The sequence below is a fragment of the Micromonospora sp. NPDC005194 genome (assembly GCF_040608335.1).
GTDB lineage: Bacteria > Actinomycetota > Actinomycetes > Mycobacteriales > Micromonosporaceae > Micromonospora.
In genome coordinates this window covers 93,699-117,816 of sequence record NZ_JBEXIA010000020.1, presented here as the reverse complement: position 1 = coordinate 117,816, position 24,118 = coordinate 93,699, and the positions used below count along the sequence as shown (strand labels likewise).

General features: G+C 73.1%; 17 protein-coding genes and 1 pseudogene. 14 read left to right on the top strand and 4 right to left on the bottom strand.

The features are described 5' to 3' along the window. Window positions 1-905: 905 nt before the first annotated feature. The 5 genes and pseudogenes from ABZU53_RS18805 to ABZU53_RS18785 form a co-directional block, all read left to right on the top strand. A pseudogene (locus ABZU53_RS18805) lies at window positions 906-1,055 on the top strand (lipoprotein-releasing system ATP-binding protein LolD); the annotation flags it as partial. 486 nt (window positions 1,056-1,541) lie between these two features. Then, entirely contained in the window at window positions 1,542-1,868 is a 327-nt protein-coding gene (locus ABZU53_RS18800; RefSeq protein WP_355066873.1) for an ABC transporter ATP-binding protein, read from the top strand. Next, entirely contained in the window at window positions 1,865-4,099 is a 2,235-nt protein-coding gene (locus ABZU53_RS18795; RefSeq protein WP_355066871.1) for a YhgE/Pip domain-containing protein, read from the top strand. The genes ABZU53_RS18800 and ABZU53_RS18795 overlap by 4 nt, the downstream gene beginning before the upstream one ends. Window positions 4,100-4,109: 10 nt before the next feature. Next, the gene (locus tag ABZU53_RS18790; protein ID WP_354857591.1) at window positions 4,110-4,703 is read left to right on the top strand and encodes a TetR/AcrR family transcriptional regulator; all 594 of its coding nucleotides are present in this window, start codon (window positions 4,110-4,112) and stop codon (window positions 4,701-4,703) included. A gap of 95 nt (window positions 4,704-4,798) precedes the next feature. Beyond that, the gene (locus ABZU53_RS18785; protein ID WP_355066870.1) at window positions 4,799-8,446 is read left to right on the top strand and encodes an ABC transporter ATP-binding protein; all 3,648 of its coding nucleotides are present in this window, start codon (window positions 4,799-4,801) and stop codon (window positions 8,444-8,446) included. A 45-nt stretch (window positions 8,447-8,491) separates the two neighbouring features. Here ABZU53_RS18785 and ABZU53_RS18780 read toward each other — a convergent pair whose 3' ends face one another. From ABZU53_RS18780 to ABZU53_RS18765, 4 genes are all read right to left on the bottom strand, one after another. Further along, window positions 8,492-9,559 carry an NADH:flavin oxidoreductase/NADH oxidase gene (locus ABZU53_RS18780; protein ID WP_355066869.1) on the bottom strand — a complete coding sequence of 356 codons (1,068 nt, stop codon included), beginning with the start codon at window positions 9,557-9,559 and terminating at the stop codon, window positions 8,492-8,494. 66 nt (window positions 9,560-9,625) lie between these two features. Then, window positions 9,626-10,918 (bottom strand): dicarboxylate/amino acid:cation symporter, encoded by a 1,293-nt coding sequence (locus ABZU53_RS18775; protein WP_354857680.1) that lies wholly within the window; start codon window positions 10,916-10,918, stop codon window positions 9,626-9,628. Between the two features lie 197 nt (window positions 10,919-11,115). Beyond that, complete coding sequence (locus tag ABZU53_RS18770; RefSeq protein ID WP_354857598.1) at window positions 11,116-11,784, bottom strand: DUF998 domain-containing protein; 669 nt, start codon at window positions 11,782-11,784, stop codon at window positions 11,116-11,118. After that, a complete protein-coding gene (locus ABZU53_RS18765; protein WP_355066868.1) occupies window positions 11,777-12,742 on the bottom strand; it encodes a glutathione S-transferase C-terminal domain-containing protein in 966 nt (321 codons plus the stop codon). The genes ABZU53_RS18770 and ABZU53_RS18765 overlap by 8 nt, the downstream gene beginning before the upstream one ends. A gap of 107 nt (window positions 12,743-12,849) precedes the next feature. On the opposite strand from ABZU53_RS18765, the gene pcaF reads away from it, so the two are divergent. From pcaF to ABZU53_RS18720, 9 genes are all read left to right on the top strand, one after another. After that, window positions 12,850-14,055, top strand: coding sequence for a 3-oxoadipyl-CoA thiolase (pcaF, locus tag ABZU53_RS18760; protein ID WP_355066867.1), 1,206 nt, complete (start codon window positions 12,850-12,852; stop codon window positions 14,053-14,055). A gap of 154 nt (window positions 14,056-14,209) precedes the next feature. Continuing rightward, the gene (locus tag ABZU53_RS18755; protein ID WP_234584262.1) at window positions 14,210-15,022 is read left to right on the top strand and encodes an SAM-dependent methyltransferase; all 813 of its coding nucleotides are present in this window, start codon (window positions 14,210-14,212) and stop codon (window positions 15,020-15,022) included. Window positions 15,023-15,027: 5 nt separating this feature from the next. After that, window positions 15,028-17,190, top strand: a complete 2,163-nt coding sequence (locus ABZU53_RS18750; RefSeq protein ID WP_355066866.1) for an EAL domain-containing protein — start codon at window positions 15,028-15,030, stop codon at window positions 17,188-17,190. Further along, on the top strand, window positions 17,187-17,687 hold the full coding sequence (locus ABZU53_RS18745; RefSeq protein ID WP_354857609.1) for a DUF456 domain-containing protein: 501 nt from the start codon (window positions 17,187-17,189) through the stop codon (window positions 17,685-17,687). The genes ABZU53_RS18750 and ABZU53_RS18745 overlap by 4 nt, the downstream gene beginning before the upstream one ends. A 300-nt stretch (window positions 17,688-17,987) precedes the next feature. Then, window positions 17,988-19,574, top strand: a complete 1,587-nt coding sequence (locus ABZU53_RS18740; protein WP_354857612.1) for an amino acid permease — start codon at window positions 17,988-17,990, stop codon at window positions 19,572-19,574. Between the two features lie 127 nt (window positions 19,575-19,701). Then, complete coding sequence (locus ABZU53_RS18735) at window positions 19,702-21,066, top strand: glutamine synthetase family protein (protein ID WP_355066865.1); 1,365 nt, start codon at window positions 19,702-19,704, stop codon at window positions 21,064-21,066. Window positions 21,067-21,153: 87 nt separating this feature from the next. Further along, complete coding sequence (locus tag ABZU53_RS18730) at window positions 21,154-22,509, top strand: aldehyde dehydrogenase family protein (RefSeq protein WP_355066864.1); 1,356 nt, start codon at window positions 21,154-21,156, stop codon at window positions 22,507-22,509. A gap of 5 nt (window positions 22,510-22,514) precedes the next feature. Further along, the gene (locus ABZU53_RS18725; RefSeq protein ID WP_354857619.1) at window positions 22,515-23,282 is read left to right on the top strand and encodes a 3-oxoacyl-ACP reductase; all 768 of its coding nucleotides are present in this window, start codon (window positions 22,515-22,517) and stop codon (window positions 23,280-23,282) included. A 55-nt stretch (window positions 23,283-23,337) separates the two neighbouring features. Further along, window positions 23,338-24,093, top strand: a complete 756-nt coding sequence (locus ABZU53_RS18720) for a gamma-glutamyl-gamma-aminobutyrate hydrolase family protein (RefSeq protein WP_355066863.1) — start codon at window positions 23,338-23,340, stop codon at window positions 24,091-24,093. Window positions 24,094-24,118 lie beyond the last annotated feature (25 nt).

Below are 24,118 nucleotides of genomic sequence, written 5' to 3'. Positions count from 1 at the left end.
GAGACCAGCAACGGACAGCATGCTCTTACGGAAGATCGTGTTCATGGGGGTAGCTCCTTCGGGGGTAGGAACACCACACGCCACCACACGGGGGTGGGTGACGCAGGTGTGAGCACCTCGTCGGGCGCTGCACTATCAAGGGGGAAAGTTTGCGGGCGGCCTACGGGCTGATCGCTCGTGGCGCCGGGGGCGGCGGCCTACGAGCGGGGGCTCGTGGCGCCGGGACGGTGTGTAACGACCGTCGGGTCGGGGGGATTCCCGGGGCGGCCCGCGAGTGGGGCTCGTGGCGCCGGGACCGTGTGTAACGACCGTCGGGCCGGGGTCATTCCCGGGCCCTCGCCGGGGCCGAATAGCGGACCCGGGGGCGAGCCCACGGTCGTTCGGGGGTCTGCAACGACCCGGCCCGGCCGGCCATTCCCCCGCCGGTTGAGCGGGCGGGGCGGCTGGCTGTGGTCCTGCGATCGTCAGGGTATGTAACGACCCCCGGCCCGCCACGATTCCGCCTCACGGATGCGACCGGTCACACCCCGACACCGCCCGGAAGCGGACATCTCACCCCCGACGGCCGCCGGGAAGCGGACATCCCGCCCCGACGGCCGCCCGGAAGCGGACATCTCACCACGGCGGCCTCCGGGAACGGTCATCTCGCCCGTTCGACGCGATGGACACGGTCGACGGGGTGTGGCCGGGCGGTGATCGACTCGGGATCGCCGATATCGGGGTGTCCGGGACGGGTTGACACCCCGACATCGCCGACCTCGTGTTGATCAAGCCGGAGCGGCGGAGCGGGCCCGGTGGCACGCATCCACGCTCCCGTGATGACCGGGATCACGCGTCCCAGGCGGGCGCGAACCCGACGACCACGCCTATGCTGGGTCATGTTTTTAGACTGACCAGTCAGTACAGTGATCGGGGTGGGCGTCGTGGTGGTCGAGGCGAGGGGTCTTGGCCTCCGTACCTCTCGAGGGTGGGTTTTTCGGGATGTCGACCTTGCGGTCAACGCGGGTGAGCTGCACGCGATCGTCGGGGCGCCCGGTAGCGGACGGACCTCTCTGCTCCTCGCCCTGGCGAACCGCTTCCCCACGAGCGAAGGCCAGGTGGAGCTCCGTGCGGCCGCGGCGCTCGGTCAGGTGGCCGGGGTGCACGAGCCCGACCCGGAGTTGACGGTCGCCGAGCACATCTCGGAACGACTGTCGCTGCTCGGGCGGCGAGCTGACCGTGCCGGGCCGACGGCCCTTCGTCCCGGTGCGGCAGACGAGCTCCCGGCAGACGAGCTTGCCGACGCCGAAGCCGAAGCCGAAGCCGAAGACGAAGTCGAAGTCGAAGTCGAAGTCGAAGTCGAAGTCGAAGTCGAAGTCGAAGGCCAAGCCGGAGGCCAAGCCGAAGCCGAAGGCCAAGTCGAAGGCCAAGCCGGAGGCGGAGGCGGGCCCGGCCGACGGTCGACGGGCCGTCGAGGGTTGTTCGGGTACGGCACGGTGGGCGGTCGACCGACTGGCCGGCGCGGGTCGCCCAGGCAGGGCCGGCGGGACGCGGTCGCCGCCGTGATCGCGGGTGCCGGACTGGGTACCGACGTCCCGCTCGACCCGGCCAGCAGAGGACGGGACCTGACCCCGGTGCAGCGCCAGATACTCGGGCTGGTGCTCGCCACCCTCGCGGGGCCGGGGTTGATCCTCGCCGACGACATCGACGCGGGTGCGGACGGTGCGGACCGCGCCCTGCTCTGGGACCTTCTCGGTCGGCTGACCGACCGGGGCATCGCGGTGGTGGTGACCGCCCGCGAGGTGGAACCGCATTCGCCGTCGATCGTGCACCGACTGGGCCCACGAGTAACCGCTGCTGCCGACCAGGACACCGAGGTGAACCGATGAGTGTTGTCCGACTGGCCTGGTTCGAGTTGCGCCGGATGACCCGGGGCCGGCTGCCGCGCGCCGCGCTGGCCGTGCTGACCGTCGTGCCGCTGCTGTACGGAGCGCTCTACCTCTACGCCTTCTGGGATCCGTACGGGAAGATGGACCGGATTCCGGTCGCCCTGGTGAACGCCGACCGGCCGGCGACGGCCAGCGACGGGTCGGTGGTGCACGCCGGGCAGGACCTGACCGACGAGCTGATCGACCGCCGGGTGTTCGGCTGGCAGGTCACCGATGCCGAGGACGCCGACGCGGGGTTGCGCAGCGGCCGGTACCACCTGGTGTTCTCCATTCCGGCGGACTTCTCGGCGACGCTCGCCGCGAGCCCCGAGCCCGGCCAGCCGGCCCATCGGGGCGAGCTGAAGGTGGTCAACGACGACGCCACCAACTACCTGTCGGGTCTGCTCGCCCGTTCGGCGTTCAGCGAGATCCGGGCCGCCGCGGCGGAGAGCGCCGCGTCCGGTTACTTCGCCCGGATGCTGGTGGGCTTCACCGATGCCAAGGCCGAGACGGGTCGGGCCGCCGACGGCGCCGGTCAGCTCGCCGACGGGCTGGGCAGCTCCGAGGCGGGCGCGGGTCGGATCGCCGACGGGTTGGACAGCTCGGCCGACGGTGCCGGGCAGGTCGCCGACGGGTTGGACAGCTCGGCCGCCGGGGCCGGCCGGCTCTCCGCCGGCCTGGACGCGAGCGCGCGGGGCGCCGACGAATTGGCCACCGGGCTGGATCAACTGCGGACCGGCGCCGCGCAGCTCGCCGACGGCACCGCGCGGGCCGCGACGGCGACCCGCGCGGTGGCCAGCAGGGTGGACGGTGCGGCCGCGAGGATCGAGCCGGTCCTGCGGGAGAACGCCGAGCGGATCGAGCGGTCGGCGACGGCCATCGCCGACGGGGCGCAGGCGCTCGCCGACGGCCTGGATGCTCTGCCGCAGCGTGCGCAGAAGGCCCAGGCCCAGGCCCAGGTGGTGCGCGATCGGCTCGACGCACTGATCGCCGCGCACCCGGAGTTGGCCGACGATCCGGACGTCGTCGCCGCGAGGGCGGCCGCGGTGGCCGGAGTCGAGGCGGCGCGGGCGGTGGTCGGTGGTCTCGACCAGGCCGACCTGACCGCGCTGCGCGAGCGGATGAGCGCGGTGGCCGCCACGGCGCGGCAGATCGCCGCCGCGGCGCCGCACCTGGCCGACGACGTGGCCGCCGCGCGGAGCAAGGTCGACGAGCTGGCGGCCGGGCTGGGCACCCTCGCCGACGGCAGCGCCGAGCTGCGCGACGGTCTCGGCGACGCGGCGACCGGGGCCGAGCAGCTGCGCGGCGGGCTGTTCCGCCTGGCCACCGGGGCCCGCGAGCTGGACGGCGGGCTCGGCCGGCTCAGCGCCGGCGGCGACCGGCTCGCCGACGGCCTGATCCGGCTGGAGAGCGGCGCCGGCGAGTTGGCCTCCGGGCTGACCCGGCTGGGCGGCGGGGCCGGCGACCTCGCCGACGGTCTGGCCGACGGCGAGCAGAAGATTCCGGGGTACGACGACGCGGACGCCCGCTCCGGCGTCCTCGGCGATCCGGTGTCACTGGACCGCTCGGCCCGCCACCCGGCCGGCTCGTACGGGGTCGGCTTCGCGCCGTACTTCCTCGGTCTGGCGCTCTGGGTCGGCGCGATGATCACGTACATGCTGCTGCGGCCGGTCAACCGGCGGCACGTCATGTCCGGCGCACCCGCCTGGCGGGTCGCGCTGGCCGGTTTTCTGCCCGCCGCGGCGGTCGGGCTGGCCCAGGCCGGTGTGCTCTTCACCGTGGTGACACTGGTGTTGGGGCTGGACCCGGTGCACCCCGCCGCGACGCTGGGTCTGCTGGCGCTGGTCTCGCTCGCCTTCACCGCGATCATGCAGTGGCTGGGCGCCCAGCTCGGCCCCGCCGGGCGGCTCGCCGCGCTGGCCCTGCTGATGCTCCAGCTCACGTCCTCGGGCGGCACCTACCCGGTCCAGACCTCGCCCGGCTTCTTCCAGGCGATCCACCCCTGGTTGCCGATGAGCTACGTGGTGGCGGGGCTGCGGCACACCATCAACGGCGGCCCGGCCGGCCCGGTGGTGACGGCGGCGCTCGTGCTGCTCGGCTTCGCGGTGGCGGCGCTGGCCCTGACCGCCGGCGCGGCCCGTCGCTCACGCCGGCTCACCCCGGCGAAGCTGCACCCCGAACTGACCATGTGAGGATGGGCCGGTGACGGACGGACGGTCGAGGCGGCGGGAGGACACGCGTCAGCGGCTCTTCGTCGCCGCGGTGGACCTCATCGCCGAGCGCGGTTTCTCCGCGACCACGGTGGACGACATCGCGGCCCGGGCCGGTGTCGCGAAGGGCACGGTCTACTACAACTTCGAGTCCAAGACGGTGCTCTTCGAGGAGTTGTTGCGCCACGGCATCGGCCTGCTCACCGCCGAGTTCCGGGCGGCGGTCGCCGGGCAGCCGCCGCGCGCCGCGCTGGCGGCCCTGGTCCGCGCCGAACTGGAGTACATCCGCCGGTACCGGGCCTTCGCCCAACTGCTGCTGTCGGAGATGTGGCGGACCAACCGGGAGTGGCAGCAGACGTTGCGGCTGCTGCGCGGCGAGGCGATCGCGGTGATCGCCGAGACCGTGCGGGCCGGGGTGGACAGCGGGGACCTGCCGGCCGATCTGGACGTGCCCACCGCCTCCTCGGCGCTGTTCGGGGTGGGCCTGGTGGTGGCCGTGGACTGGCTGGTGTTCCAGCCCGACCGGCCCATCGCCGACGTGCAGGAGGCGCTGCTCGGCATCGTGCGCCGGGTCGCTCAGACCTGACCGCAAGTCCTGCTCAGGGCGGGTAAATCGGTTGAGTCGACGGGGCTGCTGCCGGCACGCTGGGTGTTCCGCCACCCACGTCCGGAGGAACTCCGATGCGCCTGCTCCGTGATCTGTGGGGCACCTCGCCGCGCCGTCTGACGCTCGTGGCCGTCCTTATCGTGCTCGGCGCGGCCGGTCAGGCGGGCGCGTCGGCGCTCGCCGGCGCGGTGCTGGTACACCGGTCGACGAGCTCCTTCGCGGTGCTGGCCGCGGCGCTGGCCGCCGTGGTGCTCAGCGATCTCGTGGTGAGCCTGTTGATGGCCGGGCTGACCGCCGACTGGTCCGCGGACGTCCGTCGGCGGCTCTGCCGGGTCGCGCTGGGGCAGGACCTGCCGAGCCTCGAGACCACGCCGGTGGGCGAGCTGCTGGACCGCATCGACGGGGACGTCTACCAGGTGGCGTCGGCGGTACGTAACCAGGGCTCGCGCCTCGCCCAGGGGCTCTGCGTCGGCCTGCTGTCGATGGTGGTGGCGCTGGCCGTGTGGTGGCCGGCCGGGATAGCGATGCTGCTGCTCACGGTGCTGCTCGGGGTGGGGCTGCGCCGGCCCACGGCGCGGATCGGCCCCGCCCGGATGGTCGAGGAGGAGGCCTGGTCGGACCTGGCCGCCGTGATGGAGGAGGCGGTGCACGGTCAGGACGACGTGCGGACCAGCCTGGCTCAGCCGTACGTGCTGCGGCTGTACGCCCGGCGCGCTGCCGCCGTGCTGTCCCGCGGCCACCGGGTCTGGGTGCTGTCCGCCCGGGTGGCGACGGTCGCCACCGCGACGATCCGGGCCGGCGTCGGCGTGGTGGTGCTCGGCGGCGCCTGGGCCCTGGCCACCGACCGGGTCGACGCCGCCCGGCTCACCGCGATCTGGCTGCTCGCCCTGGCCTTCGGGGCCACCGCCGAACACGTCAGCCGGATGGTGCCCGAGCTACAGGAGGCCCTCGGCGCGTGGGCCCGGGTGCAGTTGCTCCAGAAGGCCCGGCAGGAGCCGGTCGGCGGGGCCAGTCCGGCCGAGGGTGACCTGCGCATCCGGGACCTGACGTTCGGATACGAGGTGAGCGGCCCGGAGAGCGGGCGGGGTCCGGCCCTGCGCGGGCTCAGCCTGACCTTCACGCGCGGCCGGTCGTACGCCCTGATCGGGCGGACCGGGTCGGGTAAGTCGACCCTGGCGAAGGTGCTCACCAGGGCCGTGGACGTGCCGTCGGGCACCGTGTTCCTCGGCGGCACCGACCTGTGTGACATCGACGTCGAAGAGCTGCGCCGCTGGGTGGCGCTGGTGCCGCAGCGCACCGAGATCCTGGCCGGCACGCTCGCCGAGAACGTCGCGCTCTACGACCCGGAGCTGCTCGACGCCGCCGCCCGGGCGTTGGACGAGCTGGGCCTGGCCGGCTGGATCGCCGAGCTGCCCGACGGGCTCGCGACCCGGCTGGGGGAGGGCGGGCACGTGCTCTCCGCCGGCCAGGAGCAGTTGGTGGCGTTCGCCCGGATCCTGGTGCGCGATCCGCACGTGGTGATCCTGGACGAGGCCACCGCCCGGCTGGACCCGGTGACCGAGGCGCGGGTGCAGCGGGCCACCGAACGGCTGCTGCGCGACCGGATCGGCATCGTCATCGCCCACCGGCTCTCCTCGGTGCGTCGCTGCGACGAGGTGGTGGTGCTGGCCGACGGCGCGGTGGTCGAGGCCGGCCCCCTGGAGACGTCGAGGCGCTTCGCCGAGCTGCTGGCGACCAGCCACGCCGCCGTGTACGCCGGCGGGGCGTCGGCGTTCCGGTCCGGCGGCGGCACCGACCTGCTGACCGGCCCGCAGAACGCCGGCACCGACCTGCTGACCGGCCCGCAGAACGCCGGTAGCGACCTGTTGACCGGACCGCAGACCGCCAGCACCGACCTGTTGACCGGCCCGGACGCCGCTGGCGCCGACCTGTTGACCGGCTCCGAGACCGCCGGCACCCGGCCGGGCGCTGGTCCGGTCGGACCGGCCGTGACGGGTGAGCCGGGCCCGGCGGTGCGGGCCGAGCCGCCGCCGTTGCCACCGACCCCGCCGGCCCGCACGTTCCGGGAGATCATCCGGCTCTGCACCAACGATCCCCGGTACGGCGCGGCGGCGATCGCGCTGTTCCTCGGGCTCAGCCTGCTCGGGCTGGACGGCCCGCTGCTGCCGTGGCTCTGGGCCGACCTGGTCGACGGGACCGGCAACCCGTACCTGCCGGCGCTGGGCATCGTGGCCGGGCTGCTGGTCACCCTGCCGCTGCCGTACTACACCCACGTCTGGTTCCCCCACTGGTGGGTGCGGCAGATGCTGCGGATCGGCCTGCGTCTGGTGCACGGCCAGACCGGCCCGCGCCGGGTCAGCTCGCACACCCCGGCCGAGGTCGTGGCGCAGGGCGGTGACACCGAGCGCGTGGTGCAACTCGCCGACAACGTGCTCGACCAGTCCGTCGCGCTGGTCCTGGTGGTCGCCATGACGGCGGTCACCGGCAGCGTCGTACCGGGGCTGTTCTTCCTCGGCACGATGGTCGTCTCCGGACTGGCCGCGACGCTGTTCGGTCCGAAGCTGGAGCGTGCCGCCCGAGCGACCGTGACGGCCCGGGCGGCGTTCGCCACCGCCCTGGTCTCCGCGCTCTCCGCGGCGCGGACGGTGAAGCTCGCCGGCGCCACGGCGGCGGTGCTGCGTCACCTCGCCGTCCTGGACGCGCTGCGCAGTGACCGGCAGCGACGGGAGATCTCCGTGCAGGTGTGGTCGCGGTCGACGCCGTCGGTGGCCAGTGGCCTGCTGCCGATCGGCGCGTGGGCCCTCTACCTGGGCGGCGAGCTGTCGGCCGGCGCGGTGCTGGTGGCCGTCTCCACGCTGGGCGCGGCCCGGTGGTTCGCCTGGACCACCGCGTCGTTGATCTCCCAGCTGCCGTCGGCGCGGGTGTGGACCCGCCGGACGGTGGCGATGACTGGCGTGGGCGCGTACACGGCGGCGGTGCCGGCGGTCGACCTGGCCGCCGGGACCGCGCCCGCGCCGACGTCGCCGCCCCGGCACCCGCTGCGCCGGTTGGAGCTGCGCCGCTTCTCGGTGGTGCACTCCGACGGCACGGTCGCCGTCCGGGACGTGGACCTGACGGTGCAGCGCGGGCAGTTGGTGCTGGTCGTGGGGCCGGTCGGGTCGGGCAAATCCTCGCTGCTGCGGGCGCTGGCCGGCATCGTGCACCACACCGGCGAGCTGTCGTGGAACGGCGACCCGGTCACCGAGCCCGAGCTGTTCCTGCGCCCCAACCAGGTCGGCTACGTCGGCCAGTTGCCCCGGGTGCTCTCCGGCACGGTGGCCGACAACATCGCGCTCGGCCACCAGGTGGACGCCGCCGGCGCGGTCAGCACCGCCCAGCTCGACCACGACCTGGCCGCCGCCGGCGGTGGGCTGGGTCTGCTCATCGGGCACAAGGGCACCCGGCTCTCCGGCGGCCAGCTACAGCGGCTGGCGCTGGCCCGGGCGCTGGCACCGCGTACCGAACTGCTGGTCGCCGACGACGTGTCGTCGGCGCTGGACGTCACCACCGAGCTGGCGCTGTGGCGGGCGCTGCGGGCGCACGGGGTGACCGTGGTCGGATCGACCGCGAAGCGTGCCGCGCTGGTCCGCGCCGACCACGTGGTGGTGTTGCACACCGGGGCGGTGGCGGCGCAGGGCACCTGGCGGGAGCTGGAGGGCGACTGGTCGCACCTGGCCGGCTGACGGTCGGGCGGCTGCCGGCAACGGCAGCCGCCCGACCGGCGGAAATCACCAGGCGCGGGCGTACTGGGCGGGTCCGCTGTACGCGACGCCGAGCTTCGCGGCGGCGCGGCGCGGCCAGTACGGGTCGCGCAGCAGTTCCCGGCCCAGCAGCACCAGGTCGGCCTCGCCGTTGGCGACGATCTGCTCGGCGTGCTCCGGCTCGACGATCAGGCCGACCGCGCCGGTCGGCACGCCCGCCTCGCGGCGAATCTGGGCGGCCAGCGGCACCTGGTAGCCGGGGCCGAGCGGGATGCGCTGGTCCGGGCTGACGCCGCCGGAGGAGGCGTCCACCAGGTCGACGCCGACGCCGGCCAGCTCACCGGCGAGCACCACGCTGTCCTCGACCGTCCAGCCGCCCTCGACCCAGTCGGTGGCGGAGATCCGGGTGAGCACCGGCACGCTCTCGCCGACCGCGGCGCGCACGGCGCGGGCGACCTCCAGGGTGAGCCGCATCCGGGCGGCCCGATCGCCGCCGTACGCGTCGGTGCGGTGGTTGGTCAGCGGCGACAGGAACTCGTTGAGCAGGTAACCGTGCGCGGCGTGGATCTCCACGGCGGCGAAGCCGGCGGCGAGGGCCCGCTCGGCGCCTGCGGCGAACGCCTCGACCACCCTGGCGATACCCGCCGCGTCGAGGGCGGTCGGCGTCCGGTAGCCGGGCGTGAACGGCTCGGACCCGGGGGCGACGGGCGTCCAGCCGCCCTCGGCGTCCGGCACTCCGCCGCGCTCCGGCGCCCACGGCCGGTAGGTGGAGGCCTTGAAACCGGCGTGCGCGAGCTGGACGGCCGGCACCGCACCGTGGGCGGCGACGAACGCGGTGATCGGTCGCCAGGCGTCCACGTGCGCGTCGGACCACAGCCCGGTGTCCTGCGGGGTGATCCGACCTTCGGGGAGTACGGCGGTCGCCTCGGTCAGCACCAGCCCGGCCCCGCCGACCGCGCGGCTGCCAAGGTGGATGCGGTGCCAGTCGGTGGGCAGGCCGTCCGGTCCGGCCGAGTACTGGCACATCGGCGCCATGGCGATCCGGTTGGGCAGGGTGACCCCGCGCAGGGCCAGGGGAGTGAACAGGGAACTCATCAGGTCATCCTCTCCGAAACGGCGACGGGCCCCGGGTAGAGGGGCCCGTCGCCGTGCAGTGACTTGTCAGGCAGGGACGGGGCTGAGCTCGGGCCGGGTGTCGGCGACCGGCTCCGGGTCGACGAGATCCCGGCGGCCCGCGGACTCGTACGCGGCCCGGTCGAGGGTGCCCTCACGGGCAGCGACCACGGTCGGCACGAGCGCCTGCCCGGCCACGTTGGTGGCGGTACGGATCATGTCCAGGATCGGGTCGATGGCCAGCAGCAGGCCGGCGCCGGCCAGCGGCAGACCCAGCGTGCTCAGGGTGAGGGTGAGCATCACGATCGCCCCAGTCAGGCCGGCGGTGGCCGCCGAGCCGACCACCGAGACGAACGCGATGAGCAGGTAGTCGGTGACGCCGAGGTGCACGCCGAACACCTGCGCCACGAAGATCGCGGCGAGGGCCGGGTAGATCGCGGCGCAGCCGTCCATCTTCGTGGTGGCGCCGAACGGCACCGCGAACGAGGCGTACTCGCGCGGGACGCCGAGCCGCTCGACGGAGCGCTGGGTCACCGGCATGGTGCCCACCGACGAGCGGGACACGAAGGCCAGCTCGATCGCGGGCCAGGCGCCGGCGAAGAAGCGCAGCGGGTTGAGCCGGCCGGCGAGGATCAGCACCAGCGGGTAGACCACGAACAGCACGATGGCGCAGCCGACGTAGACGGCGGTGGTGAACTTCGCGAGGGGTGCCAGCAGGTCCCAGCCGTACGAGGCGACGGCGTTGCCGATCAGGCCGAGGGTGCCGATCGGGGCGAGTCGGATGACCCACCACAGGGCCTTCTGCACGATTTCCAGCAGCGAGCGGTTCAGCGCCACGAAGGGCTCGGCGGCGTCGCCGACCAGCAGGGCCGCGGCACCCACCACGAGGGCGAGGAAGACGATCTGGAGGACGTTGCCCTCGACGAACGCGCCGACCGGGTTGGTGGGCACGATGCCGGTGAGGAAGTCCGTCCAGGAGCCGGTGTTCTTGGGCGGGGTCGCGCCACCCAGGTCGAGGCTCACGCCGCGGCCCGGGTTGACGAGCAGGCCGAGGCCGATGCCGATGCTCACTGCGATCAGTGCGGTGATGCCGAACCACATCAGGGTCTTCAGCGCGAGCCGGGCGGCGTTGGCCACGCCGCGCAGGCTGACCACGCTGACCACGATGGCGGTGAAGACCAGCGGCGGCACGGCCAGCTTGAGGAGCTGGATGAAGAGGCTGCCGACGGTGTGCAGGGTGCTGGTCAGCCAGCTCAGGTCGTTGCTGCGGGCCAGGAAGCCGAGCGCGACGCCGAGCACGAGGCCGAGAAGGATCTGCACGGAGAACGGAATTTTGCGCAGGCCGAAGGGCATGAAGTGTCCAATTGTCTGTTCTGGTCGGGGTAGGCGCGAGGAGGGCGGCTACGCCGGACAGATGCCGCTGGCCTGCAGTCGGAGATCGACATACAGGCGAACGGTGAGGCCCCAGACATTGGTCATCGCTCGCCGACAGTACGCCGATCAGCGCGATCTGCAAGGAACGGCGGCCGTGACGCTCCTTACAAGCCCCGCTCGCGGCGGGCCAGGGCCAGGGCCGTGCCGGTGGCCACGCCCCACAGCACCGCGAGCCCGAGAACCAGCCGCTCCACCACGCCGACCAGGGCGCCCCGGCCGACCACGAGCATGGCCAGGCCGACCGTCGCGCACAGCGGCAGGGCGAGCGCGGCCGTGCCGGCCGCCAACCGGCGGACCACCGGCCCGGCCGGCCCGGACACGGCCAGCGCGATCATGGCGAGGACCACCGCCGCCGTCGCCGCGATGCTCGCGCCCCCGTGCACCAGGTCGGCCACCGTGGTGCGCTCGAACGGCGGCAGTGGGCAGCCGGCGGAGCAGGTCACCGCCCCGGACACCGCGGTGAGCACCGCGCCGGTGGCGAGCAGCGCCGGCGCCACCCGCACCCCGGGAGGCAGCGCCGCGGCGATCAGCAGCAACGCGCCGGCCAGGGCGAGAACCCCGATCCGGTACGTCACGGCGTGCGCGCTGCCAGCGATGCCCGCCTCGCTCACGTACCCGGTGAGACCGGGACCGGGACCGGCGACGACCGCGACCGTCACCGCGACCGCGCCGGCCACCGCGCAGCCGGCTGCGGCGGACCCGGCGACCCGGCGGGCGACGTCCCCGCGAGCGACGGGTGCCGTCGCGGTGCCGGCCCGCCCCGGCTCAGCCACGCCCGTGCGGCGTCGTCCAACCGGACTCGTCGGGCCCCAGCGGCACGATGCCGGTCGGGTTGATCTCCCGGTGGGTGCCGTAGTAGTGCCGCTTGATGTGGTCGAAGTCCACCGTCTCGCCGAAGCCCGGGGTCTGGAACAGGTCCCGGGCGTACGCCCAGAGCACCGGCATCTCGGTCAGCTTGCTGCGGTTGCACTTGAAGTGCCCGTGGTACGCGGCGTCGAAGCGCACCAGCGTGGTGAACAGCCGCACGTCGGCCTCGGTGATCGCGTCTCCCATCAGGTAGCGCTGCCCGGCCAGGCGTTCGGACAGCGCGTCCAGTCGGGCGAAGAGCGCCCGGAACGCCTCGTCGTACGCCTCCTGCGAGGTGGCGAACCCGCACCGGTAGACGCCGTTGTTGACGTCGTGGTGGATCTCGGCCATCAGCGCGTCCATCTCCGGGCGCAGCGCGACCGGGTACAGGTCCGGGGCGTCGGGGGCGTGCAGCGACCGCCACTCGGTGGAGAAGTCGAGGGTGAGCTGCGGGTAGTCGTTGGTGACCACCCGGCCGGTCAGCGTGTCGACAAGCGCCGGCACGGTCACCCGGCCGGTGTAGTCCTCGTCGGTGGCCAGGTACGCCTCGGAGAGGAAGCTGACACCGAGGACCGGGTCGAAGCCGTCCGGGTCGAGGGCGAACGCCCAGCCCCGCTCGTCCCGGATCGGGTCGACGGTGCCCAGCGAGATCGCGTCGTCCAGCCCGAGCAGGCCGCGCACGATCCTCGCCCGGTGCGCCCACGGGCACGCGCGGCACCAGATCAGCCGGTACCGGCCGGCCTCCAGAGGCCAGCGGTCCTGCTCGTCCGGGCCGCCACCCGGCGGGGAGGTCGAGTCGGGGGTGACCCGACCGGTGAAGCGGTTGGGCTGGCGGACGAAAGCGCCACCACGGCTGGTCTCTGCGCTGAACTGGGCCCGGGCCATGCCGCCAACCTATCCGCTGGGAGCGTGGATATCCTGGCGGCTGGGGAGTCCCCCGCGACCCGGTGGACGCCCGCACCCCCGCCCTTCCCACCCCCGAAGGACTCGCGATGACCGTGGCATACCTGGTGGCCGGTGTCCGTACCCCCATCGGCCGGTACGCCGGCGCGCTGGCCGGCGTCCGCCCCGACGACCTGGCCGCACACGTGATCCGCGAGCTGGTCGCCCGGCACCCGTCGGTGGACTGGGCCCGCGTCGACGACGTCGTGCTCGGCTGCGCCAACCAGGCCGGCGAGGACAACCGCAACGTGGCCCGCATGGCGGCGCTGCTCGCCGGCCTGCCCGAGGAGGTGCCGGGCAGCACCGTCAACCGGCTCTGCGGCTCCGGTCTGGACGCCCTCGCCATCGCCGCCCGGTCCATCGTGGCCGGCGAGGCGGACCTGGTGGTCGCCGGTGGGGTGGAGAGCATGAGCCGGGCGCCGTTCGTCGTGCCGAAGGCGACCTCGGCGTACTCCCGCTCGGCCGAGATGTATGACACGACCCTGGGCTGGCGGCTGGTCAACCCGCTGATGCGTGACGGCTGGGGCGTCGACTCGATGCCGGAGACGGCGGAGAACGTGGCCGCCGAGTACGGCGTCGACCGGGCCGAGCAGGACGCCTGCGCGTACCGCTCGCAGCAGCGCGCCGCCAAGGCGCAGGCCGACGGCCGGTTCGCCGAGGAGATCGTGCCGGTGTCCGTGCCGGCCGGTCGCCGGGAGACCCGACTGGTCGAGGTCGACGAGCACCCCCGGGAGACGTCGCTGGAGAAGCTGGCCGCGCTGCCCACCCCGTTCCGCGACGGCGGCACGGTGACCGCCGGCAACTCCTCGGGCGTCAACGACGGCGCGGTCGCGCTGCTGGTGGCCAGTGAAGCGGCGGTGCAGCGGTACGGCCTCACCCCGCTGGCCCGCATCGGCGGCGCGGCGACGGCCGGCGTACCGCCGCGGATCATGGGAATCGGCCCGGTGCCGGCCACCCGCAAGCTGCTCGACCGGGTCGGCGTGGAGCTGGGCGCGGTGGACGTCATCGAGTTGAACGAGGCGTTCGCCGCGCAGTCCGTGGCGGTGCTGCGCGAGTTGGGGTTGCCGGTCGACGCCGAGCACGTCAACCCGAACGGTGGCGCGATCGCGCTCGGGCATCCGCTGGGCGCCAGCGGCGCGCGGCTGGCGCTGACCGCCGCCCTGGAGCTGCGCCGTCGCGGCGGCCGCCGGGCCCTCGCCACCATGTGCATCGGCGTCGGGCAGGGCATCTCGCTGCTGCTGGAGTCGGCCGCCTGAGCGCGGAAAGTTACGTGAAGGGATCTGCCGTACGTGGGAGTTGTCGGCCTAGAGTGGTCCACACCACACGACCCGCGGGGTCGGCCGGCGGTCGCGCGCGCTCGTCGACGCCGGTGCCGCCTCGCGCCGCGGCGACGAACTGGGGAGCACACCGATGCCGGACGCACTGCCGACCGAGATTGACCTGACCAGGCCGAGCGCGGCCCGGGTGTACGACTATTTCCTGGGCGGGGCGCACAACTTCGAGGTCGACCGGCAGTTGGCCGAGCAGATCGCCAGCATGACCCCGAATCTCGCCGCCACCATGCGCTCCGGTCGGGAGTTCCTGCGCCGAGCCGTCCGGGTGCTGCTCGACGCCGGCATCGACCAGTTCCTCGACATCGGCTCCGGCATTCCGACAGTGGGCAACGTGCACGAGGTGGCCCAGGCGGCCAACCCGAAGGCCCGGGTGGTCTACGTCGACATCGACCCGGTCGCCGTCGCGCACAGCCGTGAGCTGCTCGCCGGCAATGACCTGACCGGGGTGATCCACGCCGACCTGCGCGAGCCGGAGCGCATCCTTGCCGAGACCCGGCGGCTCGGGCTGATCGACTTCAGTCGACCGATGGGCATCCTGCTGGCCGGGGTGGTGCACTTCATCCCGGACGCCGACGGTCCCGAGGAGATCCTGTCCACCCTGCGGGCCGCCGCCGCGCCCGGCAGCTTCCTGGTCATCTCGCACTCGACCTTCGAGGACCAGCCGCAGGAGATGCTGGACGCCCAGCGCCTCTCCGCCCGGACGGCCACCGAGATCACCCTGCGCTCCCGGGCGCAGGTCACCGGCTTCTTCGGCGACTGGACGGTGCTCGAACCGGGCGTGGTGCACATGCCACTGTGGCGTCCCGACTCGCCGGCCGACGTGGATGAGCACCCGGAGCGGTTCGGCGCCTTCGGGGGCGTGGCCCGGTACGACCAGCCCGCCGGCTGATTCCAGTGGCCGCCGTCCCGGACCCCACCGGGGTCGACGTCGGCCGGGGCGGCGCCCAGGGCTACGCCGCCGACTGGGCCCGCGCCGTACGCCGCATCGGTTTCGTGCCGCTCAGCGCGGCCGAGACCGAGCGGCTGCTGCTGCTGCACACCGTCCGGCTGGCCCAGGTGGTGCGGGCCGAGCCGTTCAGCACCCGTCCCGCCGAGGAGGTCGGGCGGGCGCTGGTGGAGGCGCACCTGACCGAGCCGCGGGCGTTGGAGTGGTCGCTGCGCGCGCTCGGCGACGACTTCCCCGATCGGGTCCTGGCGTCCGGCGACCGGCCGGCCGACCTGGGCGAGCGGATCGCGGCGGTGCAGGGCGGGTTGGCCGCCGGGTTCGCCCGCGCGCTGCGCGACCGCACCTTCACCCAGCAGGAGCGCATCGCCCGCTCGGCCTGGCAGGCCCGCGACGAGGTCGAGCAGGCGCTGCGCGACAGTGAGGCGCGGTTCCGGGCGGTCTTCACCGGCGCGGCGATCGGGATCGGCATCGCCGGGGTGGATGGCCAGATCATCGACGTCAACACGGCGTTCGCCGACATGCTCGGCTACTCGATCGAAGAGCTGTGCGAGATGAACGTGGCGCAGCTGTTCCACGCCGACGACGCCGCCGGCATGTGGGAGCTGTACCAGGAGCTGATCGAGGGCAAGCAGGACTCGGTCCGGGTGGAGAAGCGCTACCACCGCAAGGACGGCAGCGTCGTCTGGACGGACCTGGCCGTCTCGTTGATCCGGTACGACGACGGGCGACCCCGGTTCACCGTCGCCATGATCGAGGACATCACCGAGCGGTACGAACTCCAGCAGCGGCTGCGTTTCCAGGCGCTGCACGACCCGCTGACCGGGCTGCCCAACCGGACCCTGTTCTTCGAGACGCTGGGCCGGGTCTTCGACACCGCCGGGCCCGGTCAACGGGTCGGGGTGTGCTTCCTCGACCTGGACGGCTTCAAGGCGATCAACGACAGCCTCGGCCACGACCTCGGCGACCGGCTGTTGGTGGCGATCGGCCGGCGGCTCGCCGAGTGCGTGGCCGACCACGGCCACCTGGTCGCCCGGATGGGCGGCGACGAGTTCGTCATCCTGGTCGACGGCGGCGACGACGTCGATGACGCGGTGGCCGTGGCGGAGTCCGCGCTTGCCGCCGTCGCCGCCCCGGTGCATCTCGGCGACCAGCAGTTGGCGGTCTCCGCCAGCGTGGGCATCGTGGACTGCCCGGCCGCGGAGACCACCGCCTCGGAGCTGATGAAGGCCGCCGACACGACGCTCTACTGGGCCAAGGCGGCCGGCCGCGGCCGGTGGGCGGTGTACGACCCGGAGCGCAGCGCCCGCGACCTCGCCCGGTCGGCGCTGGTCGCCGGGCTGCCGGCCGCGCTGGACCGGGGCGAGTTCGTGCTGCACTACCAGCCGATCGTGTCGCTGCTGGAGGGCACGATGCTCGCAGTGGAGGCGCTGGTCCGCTGGGAGCACCCGGAGCTGGGCCTGATCGGCCCGGACCGGTTCATCGGCCTCGCCGAGGAGACCGGCCTGATCGTCCGGCTCGGCGAGTGGGTGCTGCGGCGGGCCTGCCACGACGCCGAACGCTGGCGGCGGGAGTTCCCCGAGGCCCGGCTGGTGGTCAGCGTCAACCTGGCCGCCCGGCAGGCCGACGACCCGGCGATCGTCGCCACGGTGGCGGACGCGTTGGCCACCAGCGGCCTGCCGGCGGAGCTGTTGCAACTGGAGTTGACCGAGAGCGCCGTGATGGGCAGCGCCGGCGAGCCGCTGCGCAGCCTGCACCGACTCGCGGCGCTGGGCGTCCGGCTGGCGGTCGACGACTTCGGCACCGGGTACTCCAACCTCGCGTACCTGCGGCGGCTGCCGATCCACTGCCTGAAGCTGGCCGGCCCGTTCGTCGAGGGCATCCGCGCCGACGGGACGGACGCGGTGGCGGACCACCGCGACGAGCGGATCGTCGACGCGTTGGTCCGGTTGGCGCACGCGCTGGAGCTGTGGGTCACCGCCGAGGCGGTGGAGACCCCGGTGCAGGCCGAGCGGCTGCGAGCGCTGCGCTGCGACACCGGGCAGGGGCGGTACTTCGGCGCACCCTCGCCGGCCGAGGAGATCACCGCCCGGCTGCGGCGGGCGACGGTGTGAGCCTGAACGACTCGCAGACGGTGGTGACAGTGGTGGCCGCGCTGGCCATCCTGGCCGGGCTGGCTGGCGTGGTGGTGCCCGGCCTGCCGGCGCTGCCGCTGTGCTGGGGTGGGGTACTGGTCTGGGCGATCTTCGGTGGTGCCGGCCCGGGTGGCTGGGCTGTGTTCGCCGCCGCGACACTGGTCGCTGTCGGAGGCATCGTCGTGAAGTACCTGTGGCCGGGGAGGAACCTCAAACGCACAGGCGTGCCGACGTGGTCCCTGCTGGCCGGGGGCGCGCTCGGCCTGGTGGGGTTCTTCGTGATCCCCGTGGTCGGTCTGCTGCTGGGCTTCGTCGCGGGAGTGTGGGCCGCGGAGCGGCTGCGGCTGGGCAGCAACCGGCTCGCCTGGCCGTCCACCGTACAGGCGCTCAAGGCGGCTGGCCTGTCCATGCTGGTGGAATTCCTGGCCGGCCTGACCATCGGCGCCCTCTGGGTAACCGGCCTCCTACTAACCTGACCCACCCCCCGCACCCGGGAGCGGAGGGGGCGGCGCGGGGCATTTGTGGGTACGGCGGTTGCCGTACGGAGAGAGAGGCGTGCCCCGCGCCGCCGCGGTGCCGGGCGGTCCGAGCGCCCGGTGGTGGCCCGTCGCGATCGGGCCTGGTCACGGGGTCAAGCATGCGGGCGGGCTGGACGGGCGGCAACGCAATTAGCCGGGACGGCGGTGAGATTCCCACCGGCGCTGTATTGACCTGTCTTGATCGGCGGGACGACACTTTGCGCACTCGTTCGCGGAACCACCTCAGGGAGGTGTGCAGTGGCCACGACGCCCGTGCCGACCGCAGAGCAACCGATCGACGACGACGCCCGACGACTCGCCGAACTCGGCTACAAGCAGGAGCTACGCCGCAAGTGGAGTGGCTTCTCCAACTTCGCCATCTCGTTCTCCATCATCTCGATCCTGGCCGGCTGCTTCACCACCTTCGGCCAGGCGTGGAACAACGGCGGGCCGGTCGCCATCTCCTGGGGCTGGCCGCTGATCTCACTGTTCATCCTGATCATCGGGTTCTGCATGGCCGAACTGGTGTCGGCCTACCCGACGGCGGGCGGGATCTACTGGTGGGCGGCGACCATGGGCCGCCCGGTGCACGGCTGGTTCACCGGCTGGCTGAACCTCATCGGCCTGGTCGCGGTCACCGCCTCGGTCGACTACGGCTGCGCGACCTTCCTCAACCTCACCCTGTCGGCGCTCTTCGACGGCTGGGCCGGGACGTTGCGGCAGGCGTTCGTCCTCTTCGTGATCATTTTGGCGCTGCACGGCCTCATCAACATCTTCGGGCACCGGATCATCGACGTACTCCAGAACGTCTCGGTCTGGTGGCACGTGGCCGGCGCGGCCGTCGTGGTGGCCATCCTGGTGTTCGTTCCGGACGATCACCAGAGCTTCCAGTTCGTGTTCACCGAGCGGTTCAACAACTCGGGCTTCGGTGACGGGGACACCGGCGGGCTGACGTTCTGGTTCTACGTGCTGCCGCTGGGCTTCCTGCTCACCCAGTACACGATCACCGGCTTCGACGCCTGCGCGCACGTCTCCGAGGAGACCCGGGGCGCCTCGCAGGCCGCCGCGCGCGGGCTCTGGCAGTCGATCTTCTATTCGGCGGTCGGCGGTTGGATCCTGCTGCTGGCGTTCCTGTTCGCGGCCACCGACGTCGAGGCGGTCAACGCCGCCGGCGGCTTCTCCGGCGCCATCTTCGAGTCCGCCCTGACCCCGGTCTTCTTCAAGATCGTCATCATCATCTCCACGATCGGGCAGTTCTTCTGCGGGATGAGCTGCATCACCTCGATGAGCCGGATGGCGTACGCCTTCAGTCGGGACCGTGCGGTGCCGGGTTGGCGGCTCTGGTCGAGAGTGAACCGCAACGGCACCCCGGTCAACGCGATCATCGGCACCACGATCGCCGGCCTGGTGCTGACCCTGCCGGCGCTCTACGAGAGCTCGGCCGGCATCCCGATCGCCTTCTACGCGGTGGTCTCCGTCGCGGTGATCGGCCTCTACCTGTCCTTCCTCATCCCGATCGCGCTGCGGCTGCGCCTCGGCGACCGGTTCGTACCCGGCCCGTGGACGCTGGGGCGCAAGTACAAGCTGCTCGGCTGGATCGCGGTCATCGAGATCGCGGTCATCGCCGTGTACTTCGTGCTGCCGATCGTGCCGGCCGGCGTGCCCGGCAACGACGACTTCACCTGGTCGGCGGTGAACTACGCGCCGCTCGCCGTGGGCGGGGTGCTGCTGGTGGTCGCGGTCTGGTGGTACGCCTCGGCCCGGAAGTGGTTCGCCGGCCCGGTGCGTACCGTCGAGGAACCCGCGCCGGCGGCCGACCCGGCGCCGGTCGACGGCCCGGCCTGACACCCGCCCGGCGGGACGGTCATCGCGGCCGTCCCGCCGGTGCGGTCACCGGGTTTGCCGCCCTCGGCGCCGGGGGCATTGACGGTGATCCGGTTTGCCAGTAGACCTTGGTGATGGAGGCCCGCGAATGACGAAAGCTCCGCTCACGCTGGAACAACTGCGGGTCGCCGTCGCCGAGGGCGAGATCGACACCGTCGTGCTGGCCCTCGTCGACATGCAGGGCCGCCTGCAGGGCAAACGGTTCCACGCGCCGTTCTTCCTGGACCAGGTGGTGGCCAACGGCAGCGAGGGCTGCAACTACCTGCTCGCCGTGGACGTCGACATGAACACCGTCGGCGGGTACGCGATGTCGAGCTGGGAGCGCGGCTACGGCGACTTCGCGATGGTGCCGGATTTCGCCACCCTGCGTCGGGTGCCCTGGCAGCCCGGCTCCGCCCTGCTGCTGGCCGACCTGACCTGGCTGGACGGCTCCGGTGACGTGGTCGCCTCGCCCCGGCAGATCCTGCGCCGGCAACTGGACCGGCTGGCCGAGCACGGGCTGACCGCGTACGCCGGCACCGAGCTGGAGTTCGTGCTGTTCCGCGACTCGTACGAGGATGCCTGGCGGCGCGGCTACCGCGACCTCACCCCGGCCAACCAGTACAACGTGGACTACTCGCTGCTCGGCACCGCCCGGGTGGAGCCGCTGCTGCGCCGGATCCGCACCGAGATGGCTGGCGCCGGGCTGACCCCGGAGAGCGCCAAGGGCGAGTGCAACCTCGGCCAGCACGAGATCGCCTTCCGCTACGACGAGGCCGTGGCCTGCGCCGACCACCACGTGATCTACAAGAACGGGGCCAAGGAGATCGCCGCCCAGGAGGGCATGGCGATCACCTTCATGGCCAAGCCGAACGAGCGGGAGGGCAACTCCTGCCACATCCACTTCTCGCTGCGCGACCGGACGGGCGCCTCGGCGATGCTCGGCGACGGGCCGGCGCACCTGTCGGAGACCGGGCAGCGGGTGCTCGCCGGGCTGCTCGCCACCATGCGGGAGTTCAGCCTGCTCTTCGCCCCGAACATCAACTCCTACAAGCGTTATCAGCCGGGCTCGTTCGCCCCGACGGCACTGCGCTGGGGGGTGGACAACCGCACCTGCGCCCTGCGGGTGGTGGGGCACGGGCAGGGCATGCGGGTGGAGAACCGGGTGCCGGGGGCCGACGTCAACCCGTACCTGGCGATCGCCGGGTTGGTCGCGGGCGCGCTGCACGGCATCGAGCGGGAGCTGGAGCTGGGCGAGGAGTGCACCGGCAACGCGTACGACGATCCGCAGGCCGAACGGGTCCCCGGCACATTGCGCGACGCACTGGCGCTCTGGGAGGCGTCGACGGTGGCCCGGGAGGCGTTCGGCGACGAGGTGGTCGCCCACTACGCCAACCAGGCAAGAGTGGAACTCGCGGCGTACGACGCGGCGGTGACGGATTGGGAGCTGACCCGTGGCTTCGAGCGCCTCTAACCCCTGGTCCGTCCTCCGTGATCTCGCACGTTGTGTCGGTGGTTCGTGCAGCACCTGCGAGATTGCGCAGGGGTAGGGGGTAGCGGCGTGACCGTGGTGGTGGATCCGGCCAGCGGGGAGGGGTTTCGGGAGGTTTCCGGGGCCTCGGTGGCGGAGGTGGACGCGGCGATCGCGCGTGCCGCGAAGGCGTTCGAGGCGTGGCGGGTCGTCGCGCCGGGGGACCGGGCCCGGCTGCTGCGGCGGTTCGCCGCCGCCGTCGACGCGCACCTGAACGAGCTGGCCGCGTTGGAGGTCCGCAACTCCGGGCACACCGTCGGCAACGCCCGCTGGGAGGCCGGCAACGTTCGCGACGTGCTGGACTACTACGCCGGAGCGCCGGAGCGGTTGACCGGACGGCAGATCCCGGTGCCCGGCGGCCTGGACGTCACCTTCCACGAGCCGCTCGGCGTGGTCGGCGTGATCGTGCCGTGGAACTTCCCGATGCCCATCGCCGCCTGGGGGTTCGCCCCGGCCCTCGCCGCCGGCAACACAGTGGTGCTCAAACCCGCCGAGCTGACCCCGCTCACCGCGCTGCGCCTGGCCGAGCTGGCGCGCGAGGCCGGCCTGCCCGACGACGTGTTCACCGTCATTCCGGGCGAGGGCGCGGTGGTGGGGGAGCGGTTCGTCAGCCATCCGGCGGTCCGCAAGATCTGCTTCACCGGCTCCACCGAGGTCGGCACCCGGATCATGGCCGGCTGCGCCGCCCAGGTGAAGCGACTCACCCTGGAGTTGGGCGGCAAGAGCGCGAACATCGTGTTCGCCGACGCCGACCTGGAGCGCGCCGCCGCGACCGCGCCGGGCGCGGTCTTCGACAACGCCGGCCAGGACTGCTGCGCACGGTCGCGGATCCTGGTCCAACGCCCGGTGTACGACAGGTTCCTGGAACTGCTCGAACCGGCGGTACGCGCGGTGCGGGTGGAGGACCCGTCCCGGGACACCGCCGAGATGGGTCCACTGATCTCGGCGGCCCAGCGGGACCGGGTCGCCGGCTACGTGACCGGGGCGACTGTCGCCTTCACCGGCTCCCGCCCGGACGGCCCCGGTTTCTGGCACGCGCCGACGGTGCTGCTGGCCGACTCGCCGGCCGACCGGCACTGGCGGGAGGAGATCTTCGGACCGGTGGTGTCGGTGCTCCCGTTCGACGACGAGGCGGACGCGGTCCGGCTCGCCAACGACACCGAGTACGGCCTCTCCGGCTCGATCTGGACCAGGGACGTGGGCCGCGCGCTGCGGATGGCCCGCGCCGTCGAGTCGGGCAACCTCAGCGTCAACTCGCACTCCTCGGTGCGCTACTGGACCCCGTTCGGTGGGATGAAGCGTTCCGGGCTCGGCCGTGAGCTGGGCCCGGACGCGCTGCACTCCTTCACCGACGTCAAGAACGTGTTCATCGCGACAGAGGAGTGACGCCAGTGCAGGGTCGATTGCAGGACCGGGTGGCCGTGGTCACCGGAGCGGGCAGCGGCATCGGGTTGGCCACCGTGCGGCGGTTCGCCGCCGAGGGGGCCCGGGTGGTCTGCGTGGACATCGACGAGGCGGCTGGCGAGAAGGCCGCCGAGGAGTGCGGCGGCGAGTTCGTCCGCACCGACGTGGCCGACGAGTCGGCGGTCCGCGACCTGTTCGACGGGGTGGCCGACCGGCACGGCCGGGTGGACGTCGCGTTCAACAACGCCGGCATCTCCCCGCCGGACGACGACTCCATCCTGGACACCGGCCTGGACGCGTGGGAACGGGTCCTCCGGGTCAACACCACGAGCGTCTACCTGTGCTGCAAGTACGCGATCCCGCACATGCGCCGCCAGGGCAAGGGCTCGATCATCAACACCGCCTCGTTCGTGGCGCTGATGGGCGCGGCGACGTCGCAGATCGCGTACACCGCCAGCAAGGGTGGGGTGCTGGCGATGACCCGGGAGCTGGGTGTGCAGTTCGCCCGCGAGGGCATCCGGGTCAACGCGCTCTGTCCCGGCCCGGTGGCCACCCCGTTGCTGCTGGAGCTGTTCGCCGCCGACCCGGAGCGGGCTGCCCGCCGACTGGTGCACGTGCCGATGGGCCGCTTCGGGCAGCCGGAGGAGATCGCCGCCGCGGTGGCGTTCCTGGCCAGCGACGACGCCTCGTTCATGACCGCCGCGCAGTTCGTGGTCGACGGCGGGATCACCGGCGCATACGTGACTCCCCTGTGAGCGCGAGGAGTGAGCCGGTGTTGCGAGCCCCGCAGTCGCGAACGCTGGCCGTCCGGTGAGGCGGCCGCTGATCGGGATCAGCGCGTACGTCGAGCCCGCCGACTGGGCCGTGTGGCGCGGTGTGCGGGCGGTGCTGGTGCCGGAGGCGTACGTGCGGGCGGTGACCGCTGCCGGTGGTCGTGCGGTGGTGCTGCCCCCGGACGACTCCGACGGTGACGTGCTGGCGGTCCTCGACGGGCTCCTGCTGGCCGGGGGCGCCGACGTCGGTCCCGGGCGGTACGGCCAGCAGCCGCACCCGCGGACCGAGGACCGGCCGGACCGGGACGCCGGTGAGCTGACCCTGCTGACGGCCGCCCTCGCCGCCGACCTGCCGGTGCTGGGTGTCTGTCGGGGAATGCAGCTGCTCGCCGTGGCGTACGGGGGCACCCTGCACCAGCACCTACCCGACGTCGTCGGTTCGGAGGCGCACCGTCCGGCCCCGGGGGTCTACGGCACCCATCCGGTGCGGTTCGCGCCGGGGAGTCTGGCGGCGAGGACGCTGGCCGGGGTGGACCGGGTCAACTCGTACCACCATCAGGCGGTCGCCACGCCGGGGCGGCTCGCGGTCAGCGGCTGGGCGGCGGACGGCGTGATCGAGGCGGTTGAGGACCCGGACCGTCCGTTCGTGCTCGGGGTGCAGTGGCATCCGGAGAACGAGCCGGACCCGCGTCCGATCACGGCGTTGGTCCGGGCCGCCCGCCGGCGAGCGTCCGGCCCGCCGGTGCGGGTCCGCCACGAGGGCGTGGACGCGGCGGGGTCGCCGACGGTGTGACGCAGGTCGCCCCGGCGCGGGACGG